Genomic DNA, 19,503 nt, shown 5'->3' on the forward strand with positions numbered 1-19,503 from the left:
CGAGATGATGGGCGAAATAGGCATGCGTGAGAGCGGAGCGGCGAATTCGATCGACGGAGCGGCATCGGGGATCATCCCCCCGAAGAAAGGCGTCGCTCGCGTGTTCACGGTCGAGATGCTGCTTGCAATCATCGCGGTCCTCTCGGGTGTGACGCTTCTATGGACGGCGCTCGCCCCTTCTCACAGCATCCCCATCATGATTACCGCAGGTATCATGTTCACGCTCTCGATTGTGCTGGTGATCCGCCTGTCGATGGACCCGGATTCGGTACGCGCGCGCCAATCGGACGCCATGCTGCGCCTGGCGAGCAAGACCCTCGAGAGCATGCAGGACGGCCTGAATCGCGAATCCGCGCAGGAAATCTGCCAGCTGCTTTTACCCTCGACGGCCGCTATCGCGGTGGCCATCACCGACAAGAAGCAGATCCTCGGTTACGCGGGCTACCTGGAGGCCGATAACCCCGCCGGCGGCAACATCCGCACGCATGCGACGCAGGCCACGCTCGACGACGGCAACATGCGTGTGCTGTTTACCAGCATCGACATCGGCTTCCCGGAAAACGCCACGACGATCAAGGCGGCCATCGTTGTCCCGCTTTTGGTACGCGGTGACGTGGTGGGCACGCTGAAGTTCTACTATCGCTCCGCCAAGCGAATCAGCGAGACGCAGAAGTCGATCGCCGAGGGTTTCGGCACGCTGCTTTCCACCCAGATGGCCGCGGCGCAGCTCGAAGAGCAGGCGCGCCTCGCCACGAGTATGGAGCTCAAAGCGCTCCAGAACCAGATCAACCCGCACTTCCTGTTCAATACCATCAACACGATCGCCTCGCTTATCCGCACGAGCCCCAACGAGGCCCGTGTGCTTTTGCGCGAGTTCGCGGTGTTCTACCGCCGCACGTTGGAGAATTCCGACAGCCTCATCTCCCTCTCGCGCGAGGTGGAGCAGACGCAGCGCTACTTCTCCTTTGAGGTGGCACGCTTCGGCGCCGAGCGCGTGGAGCTCAGCGTCGATTTGGCACCCGAGTGCGAGAACATGATGGTTCCGTCGTTTCTTATCCAGCCGCTGGTGGAAAACGCCGTTCAGCACGCGATGCCCTCCGAGGGCAAGCTCACCATCACGGTGACTGGCGAGGTCGAGGGCGACGACGTGTATCTGCGCGTGAGCGACAACGGCACGGGCATGACCGAGGAGGCGCGCCAGGGCATCATGCATCCCAAGGAGACCAAGGGCATCGGCATCGCGGTGAAGAACGTGCATGACCGCATCGTTGGGTTCTTCGGGCCGAACTCGTATATGGACGTGCAAAGCGAGCTGGGCGTCGGCACCACGGTGACGCTGTTTTTGGAAGGATGCGCCGCCCAGACGAAGTCCCAGGTCGCTGCGAGCGACGCGGAAGCCCTGCGTCGGTAGGGGAGGAAGATGGATCCCGAAGAGCAGACGTCCGACCTCTATGACATCATCCAGAGCATCGTCCATGTCGAGTGGCTTTCCACTGCGCTGACGGTGGCGATTGCGCTCGCTTTCACGGCGCTCGTGGCTCGCGCTGTGACGAAGGTACTGCGCCGCGTGCTCTCGCATGACAATTCGCCGCTGCCCTCGTCGAGCATCTTCATCAACATTGCCCGCATCGCTGTGTGGGCCGTCGGTATCAGCGTGGTGCTGTCGAGTTGCTTCGGAATCGATGTTTCTGCGGCGATCACCGCGCTCGGCATCGGCGGCATCGCCATCTCGCTCGGCTTCCAGGACACGCTTTCGAACCTGATCGGCGGCGTGCAAGTGAGCATCACCGGGCTTGTGGAACCGGGTGACTACATCGAGGTCGGCGGGCAGCGCGGCGTCGTGCGCGATGTGACTTGGCGGCACACGTCGCTCGAGACGCTTTCGGGCGAGCGCGTCGTGGTGCCGAATTCGGTGATCAACAAGTCGTCGCTCACGCATCTGCCGCCGCTTACGAAGGTGGTCGTGCCGCTGCTTGTCACCACGGGCGGCGCAGACCTCGATGCCGTTGCTGCGAAGATTGTCAAGGCAGCAGGTCAGGCAGCGCAAAAAGTGGGTGGAGGCCTATCGCGCGAGCCGCAGGTGCTCTTCACGGAGGCCATGGAGTACGGCTATCGCGCAAGCCTCATCGTGTGGGTTGAAGACGGCGACAAGCATTCCTTGGTGAAAGACGCCGTCGTGCGCGCCGTTGCGCCTTATACCATGGCGTAGGGCAGGGCCTTCCGCGTTCAGTCGCGCTTTCGTGAAGGAAGCCGTCATGCGCTCCGTCGCTCCCTCCATCGTGGCATAGAGGCCGCGCGTTCGATTGTTCGCTCTGCGCCGGCGCGTGATTGTCGGGGCTACTCCTTGGCGCCTGCCTGATTGCATTGTGTTGTTCTATCTGTTATATTACCAATAGAACAAAATGAAAAGTCAATGCGAGGAACCGACTTGCCCAGCAAATCAAACCCATCAATTATGCGAGGAGGCACCTGTGATCATTCGAATCGATCAATCGGACGAAGTCCCCATCTACCTGCAGATTCGCGATCAAATTATCGAGGGAATCGCGCGTGGTGAGCTCTCCCCGGGCGATAGCCTCCCGAGCGTTCGTCAACTTGCGGCCGATTTGGGCATCAACCTCCACACGGTCAACAAGGCGTATGCCGTTTTGCGGGACGAGGGGTACGTTGCCATGCGGGGACGCAAGGGCGCTTTCATCGCAAACGCGCAAAGCATCGGCGCGCCAAGCCATCAGACGATAGACGACGAGCGAATGGCGAGTGGGATCTACCGTCTGGCGCTCGAACACCGCGCGCGAGGTGGCACGCCCGAAAGCTTTATGTCTATTGCGAAATCCCAGGTCGCGCGCGCTTTCGAAATCGAAGGTCTCTCAAGTAGCAAAAACAACTTGCCCCAAAAGGAGGTCGTTAATGACTGATTCTCTCATCCTTATGGTGTTTCTTGTTGCGATTATTTTTCTCTCCGGAGCGCTTCTTGCTGCAACGCCGTGGTTCATGAAGAAAGGCGAGTGCTTCGCGGTGACCATCCCCGAATCGGCGCAGGCCGACAAGCGCTTTCTTGCCTTCCGGAAGCGCTATGCGGCGGCAGTCCTCACGGTGACCCTTATCTGCGCGGTCGCGCTTGGCGCCGTCTCGAGCGTTACCCTCGGGAAGATGGGCTCGGCGGTCGATTCCGATTCGTTGAACGCAATTCTTGTTGCGGCAATTGTCGTGGCAGCAATGATACCCCTGGTCGCGTCGTTCGCGCTGATGCTTCACTACCGCAAAAGGGTCGAGGCCATCAAGAGGGAAGAGGGTTGGAAAGCCGAGCGCGATGAGGCCGTTGCGCTCATCGGCTTCGAGGAGGCGCCCGTGCCGCCGTCGCTCGCATGGAACGTGGTGTACGTGCCCATTGTGCTCATCACGCTCGCCATTGGCCTTGCGCTTTATCCGTCCACCCCCGATTTGGTCCCTACGAATTTCGACTTCGCGGGAAATGTGAACCAGTGGACGCCGAAAGGCCCTGCGCTCATCGCGTTCCCCTTGTTGTTCGAGGTGTTCATGGCTGCGTGCTTCATTTTCAGCCACTGGATGACGATTCGGTCGAAGAAAGACATCGACCCTGCACGACCCGCCATCTCGGCGTATGCCTACGGGGCTTTTGCCCGCGCCGAATGCATTCTGCTTCTCGTTGGCGGATCGGTGCTTACGGCGGTGTTGGGGATCGTGATGATTTTGATGATGGCGGAGATCCTGTCGATGTTCGTGACCGTTGCGCTGATCATTGTGGCGACCTTGGTTTTAGTCGGTGCGACGATCGCCGTCTCCGTCGTCTACGGACAATCGGGGTCGCGCCTGGTCAAGCGTTTGGAAGAAAACGGCGACATGATCGCCGACAACGACGAGCACTGGAAGGCGGGTATCTTCTACTGGAACAAAGACGATGCGAGCCTGATTCTGCCCAAGCGATTCGGCGTAGGCTGGACGATGAATTGGGCGCGCCCCGCGGCGTGGCTCATCGTCGGAGGGTTCACGCTGGCTTCGATTGCCTTCGTGGCTGCTTGCATATTCCTAATGTAGGGGCTTTGGGGCGCGTGACGCATCTTGCTTTCGAAGGGGACGCGCGGGCCAAGCTTGGCTATACTTCTCGATAGCAAACGCAGCTCAAACGGACTCGGAGTCGCATGGCAGGCAAACAGCTCATACTCGATCGTTATCGCCCGATGTCGGAAGCCGGCGCGGGAGGCTTCGCGACGGTGCAGGTCGCATGGGATACGCAGATGCGCCGCAAGGTCGCCATCAAGTGCATCGAGCTGCCGAAGGCGTCGCCTGACTCCTTAAGCCGGGTCGCGCCCGCCGATCAGCCGAAGGCGGCCCGTCATGTGCGCGTCGAAGGCGAGGCCGCGCCATCGGCGCCAACGCAGGTCGTTCGCCTTGAGGACATTCCCCCCTGGGAAGACGCTCCCGAAGATGTGGGGGCGGCAGCGTCCTCCGCGCTCGCGGCTTTGCCAGGGGATTTTGCTTCGGGCTTCGGGTCGGACCGTGGCCCCGTCGGCTCTGACGACTTCGAAAATCATGAAGGCCCCGAAGATTTCTGCTCTCCCGACGAATTCGCTTCCGACATCCCTGGTCTCGCGGAAGCGCGGGCGATCGCCCAGTTCAGCGATGCGAACATCGTCACGGTGTACAACTTCGAGGTCAAGGATTCCACGGCGTATCTCATCATGGAGTACGTGGAGGGGACGACGCTCGAGCGGTTCTTGCGCGAGCATGATGGCGACCTCACGCTCGATGTGGTTGCGCACGTGTTCTCGAGCATCGCGCATGCGCTTGAAGTCGCGCATTCCCACAACGTGCTGCATCTCGACATCAAGCCCGCGAATGTGCTGATCAACCGCCAGGGCGAGGTGAAGGTGACCGACTTCGGCTTGGCGACCCTCGCCGATGCCAACGGCACGGGGCGTGCGGGTGGCGGCACGATCGGGTATATGCCGCCCGAACAGATGCGCTCCGAGGCGCTCGACGTCCGCTGCGATGAATGGGCGCTTGCGAGCCTGACCTACGAGATGCTCGTGGGTGACAATCCCTTCTTCGCGCGCGACCTGCCCCGTGCCGCGGCGGCGATAGAAAACGCCGAGCTCGTGCTTCCCTCGCTGTGCTGGGACGACGTGGAAGAGGGCATCGACGACGTGATGTTCTACGCGCTCGACCCTGACCCGGCGGAACGCTACGCCACGGTACGGGATTTCGACGAGGAGCTCATGCCCTACTTGGGCGATGTGAGGGCGGGTAAAGCGGAACTATCGCGCCTGGTCAACGGCGTCGATGGGGAAGGGGAAGACGAGGACGGCGAAGGGGAACCTGCGCTTGCGGCACCGCGCGTCCCCTTCGCCGAGCACTTGACGCCCCGCGTGATGGCAGTGGTTGCGCGCGTGGTGTCTGTCGTCGCGGCAGCCTTGGTGGGCGCGGTCGCGCTCGTGAACTTCCCCGCCTTCGGCCCTGGCGCGTTCTCGAACCCGGTGTTTTGGGGCCTGCTTGCGGTGGTGTGCGTGCTCGCGTCGATAAAGCCCCACGTGGGAGCGCTCTCGGCGTTCGCCATCTTGGGAGTGTCCCTCACGGCGAACGGCGCCTACGCGCCGGGGATCCTTCTCTTCCTCGGCACTGTTGCCTGGTGGTGGTTCGCCGCGCGCGGCTCCGATGCGCCTGCAGTCGCAGCCCTTTTGGGCCCGCTTTCGGGGGCGGTCGGTTTCGCGCCGCTCTCGACGGTTGTTGCGGGCAGCCTCATCGTCTCGGTTGCCCGCGCGGCGGCAACGGCGGCGTTCGCCGGGCTTTGCGCACTTGCACTTGGCAGCTTGGGCACGTCGGGCATGATTGACTGGAACGCGCCGATGTACTGGGATTACGCAACGATGTCGGGCGCGGTTTCGGCGGGAAGCAACGCTGTTGCCGACCCCGATGCGGTAGCGTCGGCGGTGCTTTCGAGCACGGGAATCGGTGCGCAAACGCAAGCGCGCCTTGGCGGGATGCTGCTGAAGCCGGGCACGTGGTGCGTGCTCGTGAGCTGGGTTATCGCTGCGGCGGCGATGAGCGCGCTTTCCCGCTGGGGGATGTCGCGCAAGGTCGATGTCGCAGCCGCGCTCGTGGGGACCGTCGTCCTCGTACTGGGCGTCTGCGCTGCCGCGTGGGCGGCGAACCCCGCGTCGTGGACGCCGCCGGGGACGATGGCGCTCATCGGCTCGATCGTGCCCGGACTTGCGGGCGTCGTGCTTGCCGCTCTGGGCATTCCCGACAAAATCAGGCAGTAAGCCGCTCGCTTCTACCCTAGAAGCTCGGCGACCTTCCCTAAAAGCGGCTCGAAGCTCACGCCGCGGTTCTTGAAATCGGGCTGCTTGGCCGACACGATCATCGCGTCGTGCGTGAAGTCGCCCGCGAACACGACAGCGTCGCGTAGGCTGCGACCAGCCATGACGGCCGCCATCAGGCAGGAGCAGTACAAGTCTCCCGTGCCGTGCAGCATGTAGGGCAAGTATTCATTCGCTGCTTCGAACATGTCGCAGTCCACGCCGCCCACAAAGTTGCGGATGACGCTCTCGCCCTCGCGCTGGATGCCCTTGAGCACCACGTGCTTGGCGCCCTTCGCGACGAGCGCATCGATCATGCGCGCCGCCTCGGCGTCGGAGATGTCGGTGCCGCACCAGTCGTCGCCGATGGGCTCGCCCAGGATGATGGCGGCCTCGGTGAGGTTCGGCGTGAGGATGTCGGCGCCCGCCGCAAGTTCAGCCATCGCGTCGCACAGCTCGGGCGTATAGGTGGGATAAACCTTGCCATGATCGGCCATAACGGGGTCGACTACGCGCAGTGCGCTCGGGTAGGTGGCATACAAATCGCGAATGCGATCGACTTGCTCGGGCGCGCCCAGAAAGCCAGAGTACACGGCGTCGATCTCGACTCCGATGCCCTTCCACGCGTTCGTGTAATCTTCCATGATGCTCGTCGTGTCGTGCATGTACCAGCCGGGGAAGGCGGTGTGGCTGGAGAACAGCCCCGTCGGCACGGGGCACACGTCGCAGCCGGCGGCGGAAAGCACGGGAATCGCCACGCCGAGCGAACATTTCCCGTACCCGCACAGATCGTGGACGGCGGCGACGCGCGGGATGTAGTCGCCACGGCGCTCGTAGAGATGCAGGTCGTTCGCGCTTGTCATGATGCTAGTCTTCCTTTTCCTCGTCGTCATCGTCGAAGATCGACCAATCGTCTTCGCCCTTCGGACGGTCCGCGAAACGCTTGCGTGTGCGGCGCTCCATGATCACGCAGACGATCAGGCTCAGCACCAGGCAGATGCCGACCAGGCATCCGACACCTTCAGGCGTCTCGAAAAGAAAATGGTACAGCTCGGTAATATCCATGTTGGCCTCGTTGCTTCTTCGGAGGTGGCGTGTTGCGGCTCGTTGCCGCAACCGCATAAGCATAACGTGAACCAGTATACCGCGCACACCTCGCGCGAAGATTCCACGTTCGGGGAAGGTCTGGGCAATTAATTGCGCTCGTTAGGCTTCTTGCGCAAAGCTGTCGGGCGCCGATGACGGAGGGCCATCTGGCCAGCATACTGAACAAAATGCAGGGGAATCCGTCCAGCATGCTGAACAAAACAACGCGTGTTTCGCTCCGCTCGCGTCTTCGTTTCGCGTGAAGGCTTGGGCATGCGGGCCCGTGAGGTTTTCGCTGCGCTATACTGGTTCGACCGTGTAAAACAAGGCTGCGCGCGAGGTGTGCGCAGCGACGGCCCGAAGGCAAGAAGGAGCGCGTCTCATGTTAGACATCAAGTACGTCCGCGAAAACCAAGAAGCAGTCGCCGAGGCGATGAGGAACCGCAACGCTTCATGGGATGCGGAGCGCTTCTCAAGCCTCGACGAGAGCCGTCGCGCCGCCATCGTGAAGGAGGAGGCGCTGCAGCAGGAGCGCAACACCGCATCGAAGTCTATCGGCGAGATGATGCGCGAGGGCAAGAAGGACGAGGCCGAGGCAGCCAAGGAGCGCGTCCGTGCCATCAATGAGGAGCTCGACGAGATCTCCGCGAAGCGCGAGGCCGTCGATGCCGAGCTCACCGACCTTATGCTGCATGTGCCCAACATCCCCTGCGCCGCGACGCCCGTCGGCAAGGACGAGACCGAGAACCCCGAGCGCCGTCGCTGGGGCACCCCGCGCGACTTCGCGGCCGAGGGCTTCGAGCCCAAGCCCCACTGGGATCTTGGCACTGACCTCGACATTCTCGATTTCGAGCGCGGCAACAAGATCTCCGGCAGCCGCTTCACCGTGCTCGGTGGCGCAGGTGCACGCCTCGAGCGCGCGCTCATCAACTACTTCCTCGACACGCACACCTCCCGCGGTTTCAAGGAATGGTGGCCGCCTGTGGTCGTGAAGCGCGAGACCATGGTGGGCACCGGCCAGCTGCCCAAGTTCGAAGACGACGCCTACCACGTGTCGGGCGACATGTTCCTCATCCCGACCGCCGAGGTCACGCTCACGAACCTGCACGCGGGCGAGGTACTCGACGCTGACACGCTGCCGCGCTGGTACACCGCGTTCACCCCGTGCTTCCGCGAAGAGGCGGGCTCGGCGGGCCGCGACACGCGCGGTATCATCCGCCAGCACGAGTTCGACAAGGTTGAAATGGTGAAGTTCGCCACGCCGGAGGACTCCGACAACCAGCTCGAGAGCATGACCGCCGAGGCGGAATACCTGCTCCAGCAGCTCGGCCTTCCGTACCGTGTCATCTCGCTGTGCACGGGTGACCTGGGCTTCTCCGCGCGCCAGACCTACGACGTCGAGGTGTGGCTGCCCAGCTACAACGGCTACAAGGAAATCTCCAGCTGCTCGAACTGCGGTGACTTCCAGGCGCGTCGCGCCAACATCAAGTACCGCGACCCGGCGAACTTCAAGGGCTCGCGCTACCTGCATACGTTGAACGGCTCCGGCCTGCCCGCGGGCCGCACCATGGCCGCTATCATGGAAAACTACCAGCAGGCTGATGGCACCATCAAGGTTCCTGACGTTCTTGTTCCCTACATGGGCACCGACGTCATCAAACCGGTGGAATAACGAGCGTGGATTCTCACAATCAACAACGCGCGGGCGCTCGGCCGTCCGCGCGCACGGGGGGCGCATCGTCGCGTGATCGCGGGGGCGCCCCCCGCCCTTCTTCCGTGAAAAAGCGCAGGAAGTGGCCTTTCGTCGTCGCTGGCGCCGTGGTGCTCGTTGTGGTGGCCGTCGTCGTCGCCTTCTCCTGTTGGCGCTGGACGTTCGCGAATGACGCGCAGGATATCCAGGGCACGTGGTACATCGCTGGTACGCAGAAGACGGTCGACGTCACGGCAGACGGCATCAAGCTCGCCGACGACGTCACGTATTCCTACGCGATCGACGAGGGTGCGAAGACGCTTTCGCTCTCTTTCGGTAACTTGGAAGGCGAGGCGCGCTATCGCTTCTCGCTCGACAGGCAGACGCTTGCCTTGCGTGATGGGGAAACTACCTGGGGAAATTCGCTCTCCGAGGACATCTCTTGGACGATTGCCGCTCTCGGCCGCGCTATTCAGGGAGAACAGGCGAGCCCCGAGCTTTCGGGCGATTCGACCATGGTCCTCACCCGCGCGCCGCAGGACTCGTCGTCGGGGGCTGCGTCTGGGACGGCTGCGTCCCAGGCCGCATCCCAGGGCGCGTGATGGAGGTCATCCGCGCCTCGCGCATCTGCGTGCGCCCACGGCGAATCGAGGCGAACATCGACGTCGCCGCCGGATTCCGCACAACGACGCCCGAGCTCGCCTCGCGCATCTGTGCGCGGTTTCCCAACCTGGTGCGCCATGCATGCGTGAACGACGAGGGCCCCACCTTCGGCGCGGTGATCGATCATACGCCGTTGCCCCACTTGCTTGAGCACCTCGTCATCGATTTGCAGGTGGCGGCCGAGAAAAGCGGTACTCTGTCACAAAGCTTTACGTACGTCGGAACGACGCAGTGGCTCGACGAGCAGCGAGGCCTCGCGCGCGTGGAAGTGAATTTCACGGACGATTTGGTGGCCCTGCGTGCTTTTAAAGATGCCCTCTGCGCGATTAACGAGGCGGTGGTACTCTAAGCATCATGACTACGGCACACATGAAATTCGACCAAACGAGCGACAAGATCGCCGACCGCGTGCGGAATCTGCGCTCGAGCGCCGTGCGCGACCTTTTCGCGGCGGCGGTTCGCCCGGACATCATCTCGCTTTCCGGCGGCATGCCCGACGTGTCGCTCCTTCCGCAGCGCGCCATCCAGAAGGCGGTGCACGCCGCCATCACCGACGAGCGCGCCGTTGCCCTGCAGTACGGCTCGACGAACGGCCGACTGGAAACCCGTCAGGCGCTTTGCGACATCATGCGCGACATCGGCGTCCGCGTGAAGCCCGAGGAGATGCTGCTCACATCCGGCGCCCAGCAGGCATTGAATCTGCTCGGCGAGACGTTTCTCGACAAGGGCGACATCGTCTTGGTGGAAGGCCCTACCTACTTAACGGCGCTTTCCGCATTCAACGCCTACGAGCCCGAGATTCACTCTGTGCCCTTCGACGATGAGGGCATGCGCATGGATCTGCTGGAAGAGGAGCTCAAGCGCATCGGCAAGGGCAACAAGCGCCTGAAGATGCTCTACACCATCCCCAACTTCCAGAACCCTGGCGGCGTCACCATGACGGGCGAGCGCCGCAAGCGCCTCATCGAGCTTTCGCATGAGTATGATTTCATGATCATCGAGGACGACCCCTACGGGCGCTTGCGCTACGAGGGCGGGCACATGGTTCCGCTGAAGGCGCAGGACGATCGCGTTATCTACCTGGGCACCATCTCGAAGATCTTCGCGCCAGGCCTTCGCATCGGCTGGATCTGCGCACCCGTCGACGTGCTCGCGCGCATCAGCCTGGTGAAGCAGGGTGCCGATTTGTGCGGTTCGACGTTTGATCAGGTCGTGGTTGAGCATTACTTCACGGATACGCCGTGGCAGCGCACGCTGCAGAAGTTTATCAAGACCTACGGTGAGCGGCGCGACGCCATGCTCGCCGCGCTCGAGGAGTATTTCCCGCCCGAGGCGTCGTGGACGCATCCGGAGGGCGGCTTCTTTTTGTGGGTCACGCTGCCGGAGTACGTGGACACGGGCAGCATGCTTGCCGACGCGCTCGAAGCGGGCGTGACGTTCTGCCCGGGCGACAGCTTCTATGTCGACGGCGTGACGGGCAGAAACTGCATGCGCTTGAACTTCAGCTACGAAACGCCCGAGAACATCACGGAGGCGATCCGTCGCCTGGCGAAGGTGATCGAGGAACGCCTGGAGCTTTATCGCGCGTTCATCGACGCGGGCGCCATCAAGGTGCCGGAAGAATAGCGGCAAACATTCCGCGCCGTGCGAACGGCGTTATCGAAAGGGAACAACATGGGTCTCAAAGTTGCGGTTTTGATGGGCGGAACCTCGTTCGAGCGAGAGTTTTCGCTGGCTAGCGGCAAGAACGTGTGCGCTGCGCTCGAGGAAGCCGGGCATAAGGTCGTCCCGCTCGACACGACGCGCGAGCTGGTGCCCACGCTGCGCAGCGAGCGCCCCGACGTGTGCTACAGCGCGCTTCACGGCAAGCACGGCGAGGATGGTTCCATCCAGAGCCTGCTCGAACTTTTGGGCATCCCCTATGTCGGCTCCGACGCGCTCGTGTGCCGCCGCGCCCAGAACAAGGACTCGCTGCATGCGACGATGGAGGCGTATCGCGAGCTCACCGACGAGCCGGCGGTCGCCTCGTGGCCGCAGGGCATCTGCATCGCACGCGACGCTTTCAAGGACATGGGTGCCGCGACGGCGCTCGACTTGGTGGAGGAACGCGTTCATGGCGGTTACCCCGTGGCAGTGAAGCCGGCGCACGGCGGATCTGCGATGGGCGTGCACCGCGTCGACGACATCGATCACTTGGGCGAGGCGATCCTCGATGCGCTGTCCTACGACGATCACGTGGTCATCGAACAGTGGATCGAAGGCGTTGAGCTGGCAGTTTCCGTCATCGGCACCGGTTGGGACGCTCATGCGCTGCCCCCGGTGGAGATCGTTCCCAAGCGCGGGCTCTACGACACCGCCGCCCGCATGGACGCGAGCTTGGTCGACTACTACGCGCCGGTACGCAACGAGTCGCTTTCCTCGAACGAGGCCGACGCCCAGGCGATCCGTGCTGAAATCGAGCGCGCGGTTTTGGAGGTGTATCGCGCGTACGGCCTTCGCGACCTGGGCCGCATCGACCTTATCTGGGACGGTGCCCAGGCGCGCGTGATGGAGACGAACGTGTCCCCGGGCATGACGGAGACCTCGCTGTTCCCCGCGGCTTGCAAGGCGGGCGGGCTGAGCCTATCTGCTGTGCTGAACGAGCTGGTCAACAACGCGAAAGAGCGCGGCGCCGTCTTCTGCTAGGCGGTCTGTCGGCAATCTAACCGTCAGGAAAGGCCCGTTCGCGGGCCTTTCTTGTACCCAAAGCGCGCCTCCTCTTCAACGAAACGGCAACCGATTAGTGGAGGGGTCGCGATTTTAGGCGGCGTCGTCTCGCAAGCACCTATAATGAGCGCATCGAGAAAACGTCTTGAAGGAGGCCGTTATGGGCAACAAACTCGGAGTTTTTCTGGCAGGCGGTCTTGTCGGTGCAGTCGCGGCGCTTCTGTGCGCACCGCGCACGGGCAGCGAGACTCGCAACATGGTTGCTGAGAAGGCGAATGCCGTGTGGGGCGAAGCTCAGGAGCTGGGAGCCCAAACCGCCTCCACCGCACAGCAGGTTGTGGAAGAAGTTGCAGGTCCTGAGGCTGCTACGCGCACTCAGTCGTTCGCGCAGGACGCCGTCGCCAAGGGTCAGAGCGTCGTTTCCGCCGTTGCTTCGAAGGGGCAGGAAATCTACGGCGCAGCCGCTTCCCGTGTGCAGGAGGCGAAAAGCGGTGTGAAGCCTGCTCCCGATGGCACCGATGACCTCCGCGAGAAGATTGAGGCCGCCCGTGCTCGCATCGCCGCGCAAGTCGCCAAGAACGCCGAGGAGTCTGCGGCTGCGGCCTCCGAAGAGATTCCGGTCGAGGTCGCTCAGGAAGAGGCGCCGGCTGCGGGTGCCTCCGAAGGCGAACAGGCGTAACGAACAGCAGGACGACGCGCTCGCACCAAGAGCGCATGTGAAAGGGGCGCAATGCTCGTGTGCGGTTTCCACCGCGCACAGCGCGCCCCTCTGATTTTCCGGGGACGAAATGACAAGCAATCTCATCACAACCAAGGAGCTTTACAACGTTCGAGTCATGGGCGGGAAGAACGCGACGAAGCGCATCGGCAAAGTGCGCGCGTTCGTTTACCATCCCAAGGAGCGCCGGTGCATCGGCATCATGGTCAAGCGCCCCGACTTGCTCTGGATGTTTCACCGCAAGGACCTGTTCGTCTCGCTCGACGGCTTCGAGTTCGAGGACGGGCGCGTCGTGCTCGCCGATGACGCGAAAACGCGCGACAAGGCGGCCTGCAAGGCGATCGACGTGCGCCTGGACGACTGCGTCATCTGGGGCGGCATGCCGGTGATCACCGAGTCGGGCACAACGCTTGGCACCGTCGGAGTGGTGACGTTCAGCCTGGTGACGGGCAAGGTCGAGTCTTTCTTGGTCGATACGGGGGCTACGGCGAACGCGCTTTTGGGCACGCGCTCGGTCCCGGGCGATCTTGTGCTGGGCTTCCGTCGCGGCATCGGATGCGCCCTCTCGGGCGAATACGAAGGGTCGGATGAGAACCCTGTTCTCGGCGCCATCCTGGTGAAGGACGAGGCGGCGGACATCGCGATCGAAGGGGGCGCTGCCGAGAAGGCGGGCGCTGCCACCGCCGTTGCCATGGACAAGGCGCATGCCGCGGTCGACAAGGTGAAACCCAAGGTCAGCGAAGCTGCGCACGTTGCCGGCGACGCGGTAAACAAGGGAGCTTACGCGACCGGCAAGCAAATCGGTAAGGCGACGGGCATGTTCTCCGAGTTCAAGGAGGAGTACGACAAGGCGCGCGGCCCCAAGCCCGAGAAGCGTTCGGCCGACGAGGAAGCCCTCGCCGTCGACGACGCTGAAGACGACGCATCTGAGGTCGTCCCCGATGAGGCCCCGAAGAAGAAGCCGGCGAAAAGGGCTTCTCAAGATTCGGCGTCGGAGGGAATCGGGCGCGCGGTCGGCAGCCAGCTTAAGGCTGCTGGCGGCATGTTCTCCGCGTTCAAGGAAGAATTCGACAAGGCTCGTCGTGACGACTAGGTGAGACGTGTGCAAAGCAACGCAGAAAGTGATTCCGAAGTGAACAACGGGACTATCAGCCTGAATAATCCGCAGGTGAAAGCCTCATCGAACGATAAGAACGGTCAGGGGAAAGCTATGCCTCAACGCGAGTGCGAAGGCGAGCGTCGCGAGACCGTAAAGGAGCGCGCTCGCGAGCGTCGCGAAGCGGTGCGCGAGAAGGCGCAGGAAATCACGACGGTCCGCGGTCGCGAGATGACGCGCGGCGACATCTTCAGGTTCGGCGGGCTTATCGCATTTTTGGCACTCATGGTGGTAATCATGGTCCTGCTTTGGCCCTACATCCACGAAGTCTTCGAGCCGGGCGGGCTCAGCCGCGTGATCGACGACGTGCGCAACGCGGGCCCTCTGGGATTCCTCATCCTTTTGGCTATGCAGTTCATGCAGATCGTCGTGGCGTTCATTCCCGGCGAAGTCGTTCAGATGGCGGCGGGCATGATGTATGGCCCTTGGCTCGGCGCTGCGGTCATCTTGCTCGGATGCATCATCTCGAGTGCGTTTGTGTTCGCGGTGGTTCATCGCCTGGGCGCGCCGTTCGTGCAGGACATGGTTCCCACGAAATACCTTGACAAGTTTCGCGCCTTCGAGGAAAGCGGCAAGCTGTCCATCGTGGTGTTCATCCTGTTCTTGATCCCCGCAATGCCGAAGGACACGTTCACGTACCTGGTCCCGCTTACGAATATGCGCATGCGCGACTTCCTCGTCCTGTCGAACGTGGGTCGCATTCCGGGCATCGTCATCTCGACCTATGCGGCAAATGGCCTGGTGGACGGGAACATCACGCAAAGCCTCATCATCTTTGCGGTCGTCGCGGTCATCGCTATCGTTGCGATTGTCTTCCGCGACAAGATCATGAACCTCTTCCATCACGATAAAGGCGAAAACGACCGATAACGTTGGTTCAGTTGGCAAGTGCGCGGCGCTTGCCGGCGCTGGTATTCCGCGAGGTGTCGGCTCGATAACGGACGCGTAACGCAATCGCGGGTTGCGTCTACCTGCGGCTATTATGAATGAAAGGACGCAGGTCGAAAGGTTTTCCCATGAGCGATTCCAACAACATGAACGACGAGATTGCCGCCGCCGAAGCGGCGTTGAAAGAAGCGCAGGAGCGCCTTCGCGTGGCGCGCGAGAAGCAGGCTCGGGGCGGCCAGCCCGAGGAATCGAGCGAAGACGGCGGGGCGGACCAGCTGGGAGGGGCGAGCCAGCCAAACGACGCGAACCAACCGAGCGGGGCGAGCCAGCCGAATCAGCAGGGTCACGACGCCTGGAGCCAGGCCTACCAGCAGGGCAAAGACGCTTGGAGCCAGCCCTCCCAGCAGGCGAGTGACGTCTGGGGGCAAACATACCAGCAGGCAAATGGCCAAACCTACCAGCAGTCGCAAGGCCCCTGGCAAGCCAACCAGGCCTATTCCCGGCCCTACACGCAGCAGCCTTACGGACAGCCGTACCAGCAGCCCTACGCGCAGGCTGCCCCAAACACGAAAGACCATGTGGCGGCGGGGCTTCTGGCCATCTTCCTCGGCAGCCTCGGCATCCACAAGTTCTATCTGGGCTACAACACGCCGGGGTTCATCATGCTCGCCGTCACTATCGTGGGCAGCATTTTCTCTTTGGGGCTCGCGGGTCTTGCCATGGTGGTCATCTCCATCGTCGAGGGCGTGCTGTATCTTTCCAAATCGCAGACGGAATTCGAGCAAATCTACGTCTTCAATAAGAAGGAATGGTTCTGACGGCGGGCCCCGATTGCTTTTGCCTGCGTCGCATATCGCTCGCCGACGCGTGCGGCGCGCATGCCTCCCTTTTGCTAGAATATCTTCCGTGCGTCGCCTGGCGAATCGCCGATGTTTCGACCGCGGCGCCTTATATCGCATCCCAAAAGGAGGATCAACATGCCGAAAATCACCCGTGATCAGGTTCGTGTTCCCGCAGACGTCATGCCCGAGTCCCGTGAGGAATACATTGACAATTACCTGAAGGCCACGCGTGGAACCGGTCGACTCATGCTCTTCGCGTGCGACCAGAAGATCGAGCATTTGAACAAGGACTTCTACGGCGAGGGCATCGATCTGGCAGACGCCGCCCCCGAGCATCTCTTCGAGATCGGCCATCAGGGCGTGTGTGGCGTCCTCGCTGGTCAGCGCGGTCTCATCGCGCAGTATGCTGCCGATTATCCCGAGATTAACTACCTCGTGAAGATGAACTCCAAGACCAACTTGGTGAAGACTTCGCAGGACGACCCCTATTCGCCCCAGCTCTACGATTTGGACGCCATCCTCGCCATGCGCGAAGCGGGCGTGAACATCGTCGGCCTGGGCTACACCATCTACCTGGGCAGTGAGTACGAGTCCACCATGATGGCCGAGGCTGGCGAGCTCATCGCGCAGGCACATGCGAACGGCCTGCTCGTCGTGCTGTGGATTTACCCGCGCGGCAAGGCTGTCACCGCCGAGAAGGACCCCGACCTTATCGCGGGTGCCGCCGGCGTGGCACTTTGCCTCGGCGCCGACTTCGTGAAGGTAAATCCGCCGAAGCCCGAAGGCGACGATACGCGCACCCCTGCCGAGGCCCTGAAGGTTGCCTCCATGGCCGCGGGTCGCACGGGTCTCGTGTGCGCAGGCGGCTCGACCGTCGATGCGAAGACGTTCCTGACGCAGCTCTACGACCAGATTCATGTGGGCGGAGCCTGCGGAAACGCAACGGGTCGTAACATCCATCAGCGTTCGCTCGACGAGGCGGTGCGCCTCACGAAGGCGATTAGCGCCATTACGCTGGCTGATTATTCCGTTGCCGACGCCCTCGCAGTGTTCAACGGCGAGAAGGATTTCAGCCTGTAGCTGACAGGCCTCGTCGGCGCGCCGATGCGGGCGAGCTTGCTCGCCTCTGAGGACGCAGCTGACGCACAGCAGGCACGTTATGAAAGCGTTTGGGAGTGGATTTCACCCCAAGCGCTTTCTTTTTGCTTGTTCGTTAAAAGAATAAAGGAATTTCTTTTCGTTTTGCCGCTCCGCTTCCTCAGGCGGGCTGCGCCCGCCATCGTCATCGGAGTTGGGTCAAACCCCCACAATCTTTACGCCGTAGAAAAAAGCAGATGGAAACACAATCGTAACGCTTGCGTTTTATCATAGTGGGCTATAGAAAAAGCCGATCTTTTTGCATCCGCGGGGGACGGCACCATTAGAAAGGTTTCATTGATGGCAAAACAAGAAGACATCGACCATTCGCTTTCGCGCGTGCCCGCGGAAGCGAAGGAGCCGCTGTGGAAGATTCTGCTCATCCGTATCGGTTCCATCTGCTGCGTGTCCCAGTTGGTGCTGGGCGCGACGCTCGGCTTCGGCATGACGTTTTGGGACGCCTTCTGGGCGACCATGCTCGGCTCGGTGCTGCTGCAGGTAGTCAGCTGGGCGCTCGGCACCGCTGCCGCGAACGAGGGCCTGTCCACCAGTCTGCTGTCGCGATGGTGCGGCTTCGGCAAGGGCGGCTCCGCCGTGTTCGGCGGCGTGGTGGCCATCTCGATGGTCGGATGGTTCGGCGTGCAGAACTCCGTGTTCGGCGAAGGCATGGCCTCCATCATCCCCTTCACGGACTTCCTGGGCGGGCTTGAGTATCCCATCTGGGCCATCATCACCGGCCTCGGCATCACGCTGCTCGTGGTCTTCGGCATCAAGGCCATCGCGAACTTCGCGACGGTGTTCGTGCCCCTGTTCATCCTCGTGGTGCTGTACTCCTCATGGGTGGTTATGCAGGATCACAGCCTGGCGCAGCTGATAAGCATGGCTCCTCCAGGACCGACGCTTTCGTTCGGCGCCGCCACCACCATCGTCGCCGGCGGCTTCATCGCAGGCGCCATCTGCACGCCTGACTACGCGCGCTTTTTGAAGAACGGCACGCAGGTGTTCTGGATGACGCTCATCGGCACGTTCGTGGGCGAGCTGGGCATGAACCTGCTGGCCGTGCTGCTGGCGCACGCCACGGGCACGAGCAACGTCACTGAGATCATGCTGGCGACCTCCAGCGTGGTCGGCGTGATCATCGTCGTCGCCTCCACCGTGAAGCTCAACGACATCAATCTCTACTCGTCCTCGCTCGGCCTTGCCACGATGATCAACGCGCTGTTCAACAAGAAGATCAGCCGCAACGCGCTCGTGTGGACGCTCGGCATCGTGGGCACCTTCCTTTCGGTGATCGGCATCATCAACTACTTCACGAGCTTCCTCACGCTGCTCGGCGTCGCCATCCCGCCGGTCGCCGGCATCATGGTGATCGACTACTTCGTGCTGCGCCGCAACCGCAAGGCGCTCGCCGGATCGCACGCATACCGGCCAGCGCCCGAAGCGCAGCGAGGCTGCTCGCTTCCTACGGGAGCAGCACCTGATCGTACAGATCGGGGCGCCGGTCGCGCAGGTAGGGGCTCCGTTCGCGGTACTGCGGGATGTTCCCCAAATCGATGTCGATGAGCAGCACGCCTTCTGCCTCTTCCTCAATCTCGCCCATGATGGCGCCTCGGGGGTTACAAAGAAGCGTGTGACCAGGCATTTCAAGGCCCTCTTCGAACCCATAGCGGTTCACCGCCGCGAGGTACACCGTGTTTTCCAGCGCACGAGCCGGCGCGTTGATGTGCCACACGTCCATATCGGCGGCGCACCACGCCGAGGGGCACGCCAAAAGCTCGGCGCCCTGCAGCGCCAGCATGCGGGATACCTCTGGATACCCCAGGTCGTAGCAGATCAGTACGCCCACCCGACCGAAATCGGTGTCGAACACGGGCGTATCCGACCCGCTGCGGAAATAGAAGCGCTCAAGCGCCCATAGGTGTTGCTTGTCGTAGGTGCCCACAAGCTCGCCCGCGCGATTGATCACCACGGCGCTGTTGTACGCGACACCAGCAAGCTCGTGCTCAAGCGCCAGCCCTGCAACCACGTACGAGCCCGCATCCGCCGCCGCCTCCTGCAGCGCGCGCACGGTCGGGCCATTCACAGGTTCTACCAGCTCAGCGATGCGCGGGCCCACCACATCAAGCTGGTACCCGGTGCTGAACAGCTCGGGCAGCACGACCATGTCCGCACCGTTCTCACCCGCCTCGCGAATCATGTCGCAGGCGTGGGCCACGTTCGCCTCCACGTTGCACAGCTCGGATTCGAACTGCACGAGCGCAAGGCGCACCATCTTTTCCTCTTTAGCCACTCCGCCT

At 62.4% G+C, this 19,503-nt stretch carries 19 protein-coding genes; 16 read left to right on the forward strand and 3 right to left on the reverse strand.

All coding sequences use genetic code 11. From position 1 onward, the window contains the following. Positions 1–22 precede the first annotated feature (22 nt). The 5 genes from ACMRQN_RS06345 to ACMRQN_RS06365 all read left to right on the forward strand — a co-directional run bounded on the left by ACMRQN_RS06345 (position 23) and on the right by ACMRQN_RS06365 (position 6,284). The gene (locus ACMRQN_RS06345; RefSeq protein WP_418734301.1) at positions 23–1,411 is read left to right on the forward strand and encodes a sensor histidine kinase; all 1,389 of its coding nucleotides are present in this window, start codon (positions 23–25) and stop codon (positions 1,409–1,411) included. A 9-nt stretch (positions 1,412–1,420) separates the two neighbouring features. Then, entirely contained in the window at positions 1,421–2,209 is a 789-nt protein-coding gene (locus ACMRQN_RS06350; protein ID WP_418734277.1) for a mechanosensitive ion channel family protein, read from the forward strand. A 262-nt stretch (positions 2,210–2,471) separates the two neighbouring features. Continuing rightward, positions 2,472–2,918, forward strand: a complete 447-nt coding sequence (locus ACMRQN_RS06355) for a GntR family transcriptional regulator (protein WP_418734278.1) — start codon at positions 2,472–2,474, stop codon at positions 2,916–2,918. Then, complete coding sequence (locus ACMRQN_RS06360) at positions 2,911–4,059, forward strand: DUF1648 domain-containing protein (protein ID WP_418734279.1); 1,149 nt, start codon at positions 2,911–2,913, stop codon at positions 4,057–4,059. Before ACMRQN_RS06355 ends, ACMRQN_RS06360 begins: the two co-directional genes overlap by 8 nt. 104 nt (positions 4,060–4,163) lie before the next feature. Beyond that, the gene (locus ACMRQN_RS06365; protein WP_418734280.1) at positions 4,164–6,284 is read left to right on the forward strand and encodes a serine/threonine-protein kinase; all 2,121 of its coding nucleotides are present in this window, start codon (positions 4,164–4,166) and stop codon (positions 6,282–6,284) included. A gap of 11 nt (positions 6,285–6,295) precedes the next feature. On the opposite strand, the gene ACMRQN_RS06370 is transcribed toward ACMRQN_RS06365, so the two are convergent. After that, entirely contained in the window at positions 6,296–7,183 is an 888-nt protein-coding gene (locus tag ACMRQN_RS06370) for a PfkB family carbohydrate kinase (RefSeq protein ID WP_418734281.1), read from the reverse strand. 4 nt (positions 7,184–7,187) lie between these two features. Beyond that, positions 7,188–7,385 (reverse strand): DUF6724 family protein, encoded by a 198-nt coding sequence (locus ACMRQN_RS06375; RefSeq protein ID WP_418734282.1) that lies wholly within the window; start codon positions 7,383–7,385, stop codon positions 7,188–7,190. Between the two features lie 403 nt (positions 7,386–7,788). Between ACMRQN_RS06375 and serS the strand changes: the two genes are divergently transcribed. The 11 genes from serS (at position 7,789) to ACMRQN_RS06430 (ending at position 18,769) form a co-directional block, all read left to right on the forward strand. Beyond that, on the forward strand, positions 7,789–9,078 hold the full coding sequence (gene serS / locus ACMRQN_RS06380) for a serine--tRNA ligase (RefSeq protein ID WP_418734283.1): 1,290 nt from the start codon (positions 7,789–7,791) through the stop codon (positions 9,076–9,078). A 5-nt stretch (positions 9,079–9,083) separates the two neighbouring features. After that, positions 9,084–9,698 (forward strand): hypothetical protein, encoded by a 615-nt coding sequence (locus tag ACMRQN_RS06385; protein ID WP_418734284.1) that lies wholly within the window; start codon positions 9,084–9,086, stop codon positions 9,696–9,698. Continuing rightward, positions 9,698–10,108 (forward strand): cyanophycin synthetase family protein, encoded by a 411-nt coding sequence (locus ACMRQN_RS06390; protein WP_296059438.1) that lies wholly within the window; start codon positions 9,698–9,700, stop codon positions 10,106–10,108. The genes ACMRQN_RS06385 and ACMRQN_RS06390 overlap by 1 nt, the downstream gene beginning before the upstream one ends. Positions 10,109–10,128: 20 nt before the next feature. After that, positions 10,129–11,385, forward strand: coding sequence for a PLP-dependent aminotransferase family protein (locus ACMRQN_RS06395; RefSeq protein WP_418734285.1), 1,257 nt, complete (start codon positions 10,129–10,131; stop codon positions 11,383–11,385). 48 nt (positions 11,386–11,433) lie between these two features. Continuing rightward, entirely contained in the window at positions 11,434–12,444 is a 1,011-nt protein-coding gene (locus ACMRQN_RS06400) for a D-alanine--D-alanine ligase family protein (RefSeq protein ID WP_296059444.1), read from the forward strand. Between the two features lie 181 nt (positions 12,445–12,625). After that, positions 12,626–13,144 carry a YtxH domain-containing protein gene (locus ACMRQN_RS06405; protein ID WP_418734286.1) on the forward strand — a complete coding sequence of 173 codons (519 nt, stop codon included), beginning with the start codon at positions 12,626–12,628 and terminating at the stop codon, positions 13,142–13,144. Positions 13,145–13,253: 109 nt separating this feature from the next. After that, positions 13,254–14,276, forward strand: coding sequence for a PRC-barrel domain protein (locus tag ACMRQN_RS06410; protein ID WP_418734287.1), 1,023 nt, complete (start codon positions 13,254–13,256; stop codon positions 14,274–14,276). A 39-nt stretch (positions 14,277–14,315) separates the two neighbouring features. Beyond that, a complete protein-coding gene (locus ACMRQN_RS06415) occupies positions 14,316–15,209 on the forward strand; it encodes a TVP38/TMEM64 family protein (RefSeq protein ID WP_418734288.1) in 894 nt (297 codons plus the stop codon). Between the two features lie 146 nt (positions 15,210–15,355). Then, complete coding sequence (locus ACMRQN_RS06420; RefSeq protein WP_418734289.1) at positions 15,356–16,045, forward strand: TM2 domain-containing protein; 690 nt, start codon at positions 15,356–15,358, stop codon at positions 16,043–16,045. A gap of 159 nt (positions 16,046–16,204) precedes the next feature. After that, complete coding sequence (locus tag ACMRQN_RS06425; protein WP_418734290.1) at positions 16,205–17,149, forward strand: aldolase; 945 nt, start codon at positions 16,205–16,207, stop codon at positions 17,147–17,149. A 357-nt stretch (positions 17,150–17,506) separates the two neighbouring features. Further along, positions 17,507–18,769 (forward strand): purine-cytosine permease family protein, encoded by a 1,263-nt coding sequence (locus ACMRQN_RS06430; protein ID WP_418734291.1) that lies wholly within the window; start codon positions 17,507–17,509, stop codon positions 18,767–18,769. Here ACMRQN_RS06430 and ACMRQN_RS06435 read toward each other — a convergent pair. Further along, the gene (locus ACMRQN_RS06435; protein ID WP_418734292.1) at positions 18,669–19,496 is read right to left on the reverse strand and encodes a nitrilase-related carbon-nitrogen hydrolase; all 828 of its coding nucleotides are present in this window, start codon (positions 19,494–19,496) and stop codon (positions 18,669–18,671) included. The genes ACMRQN_RS06430 and ACMRQN_RS06435 overlap by 101 nt on opposite strands. Between the last annotated feature and the right edge of the window lie 7 nt (positions 19,497–19,503).

Origin of the sequence: Ellagibacter sp. (assembly GCF_048412355.1) — a bacterium.
Taxonomy (GTDB): Bacteria; Actinomycetota; Coriobacteriia; order Coriobacteriales; family Eggerthellaceae; genus Ellagibacter.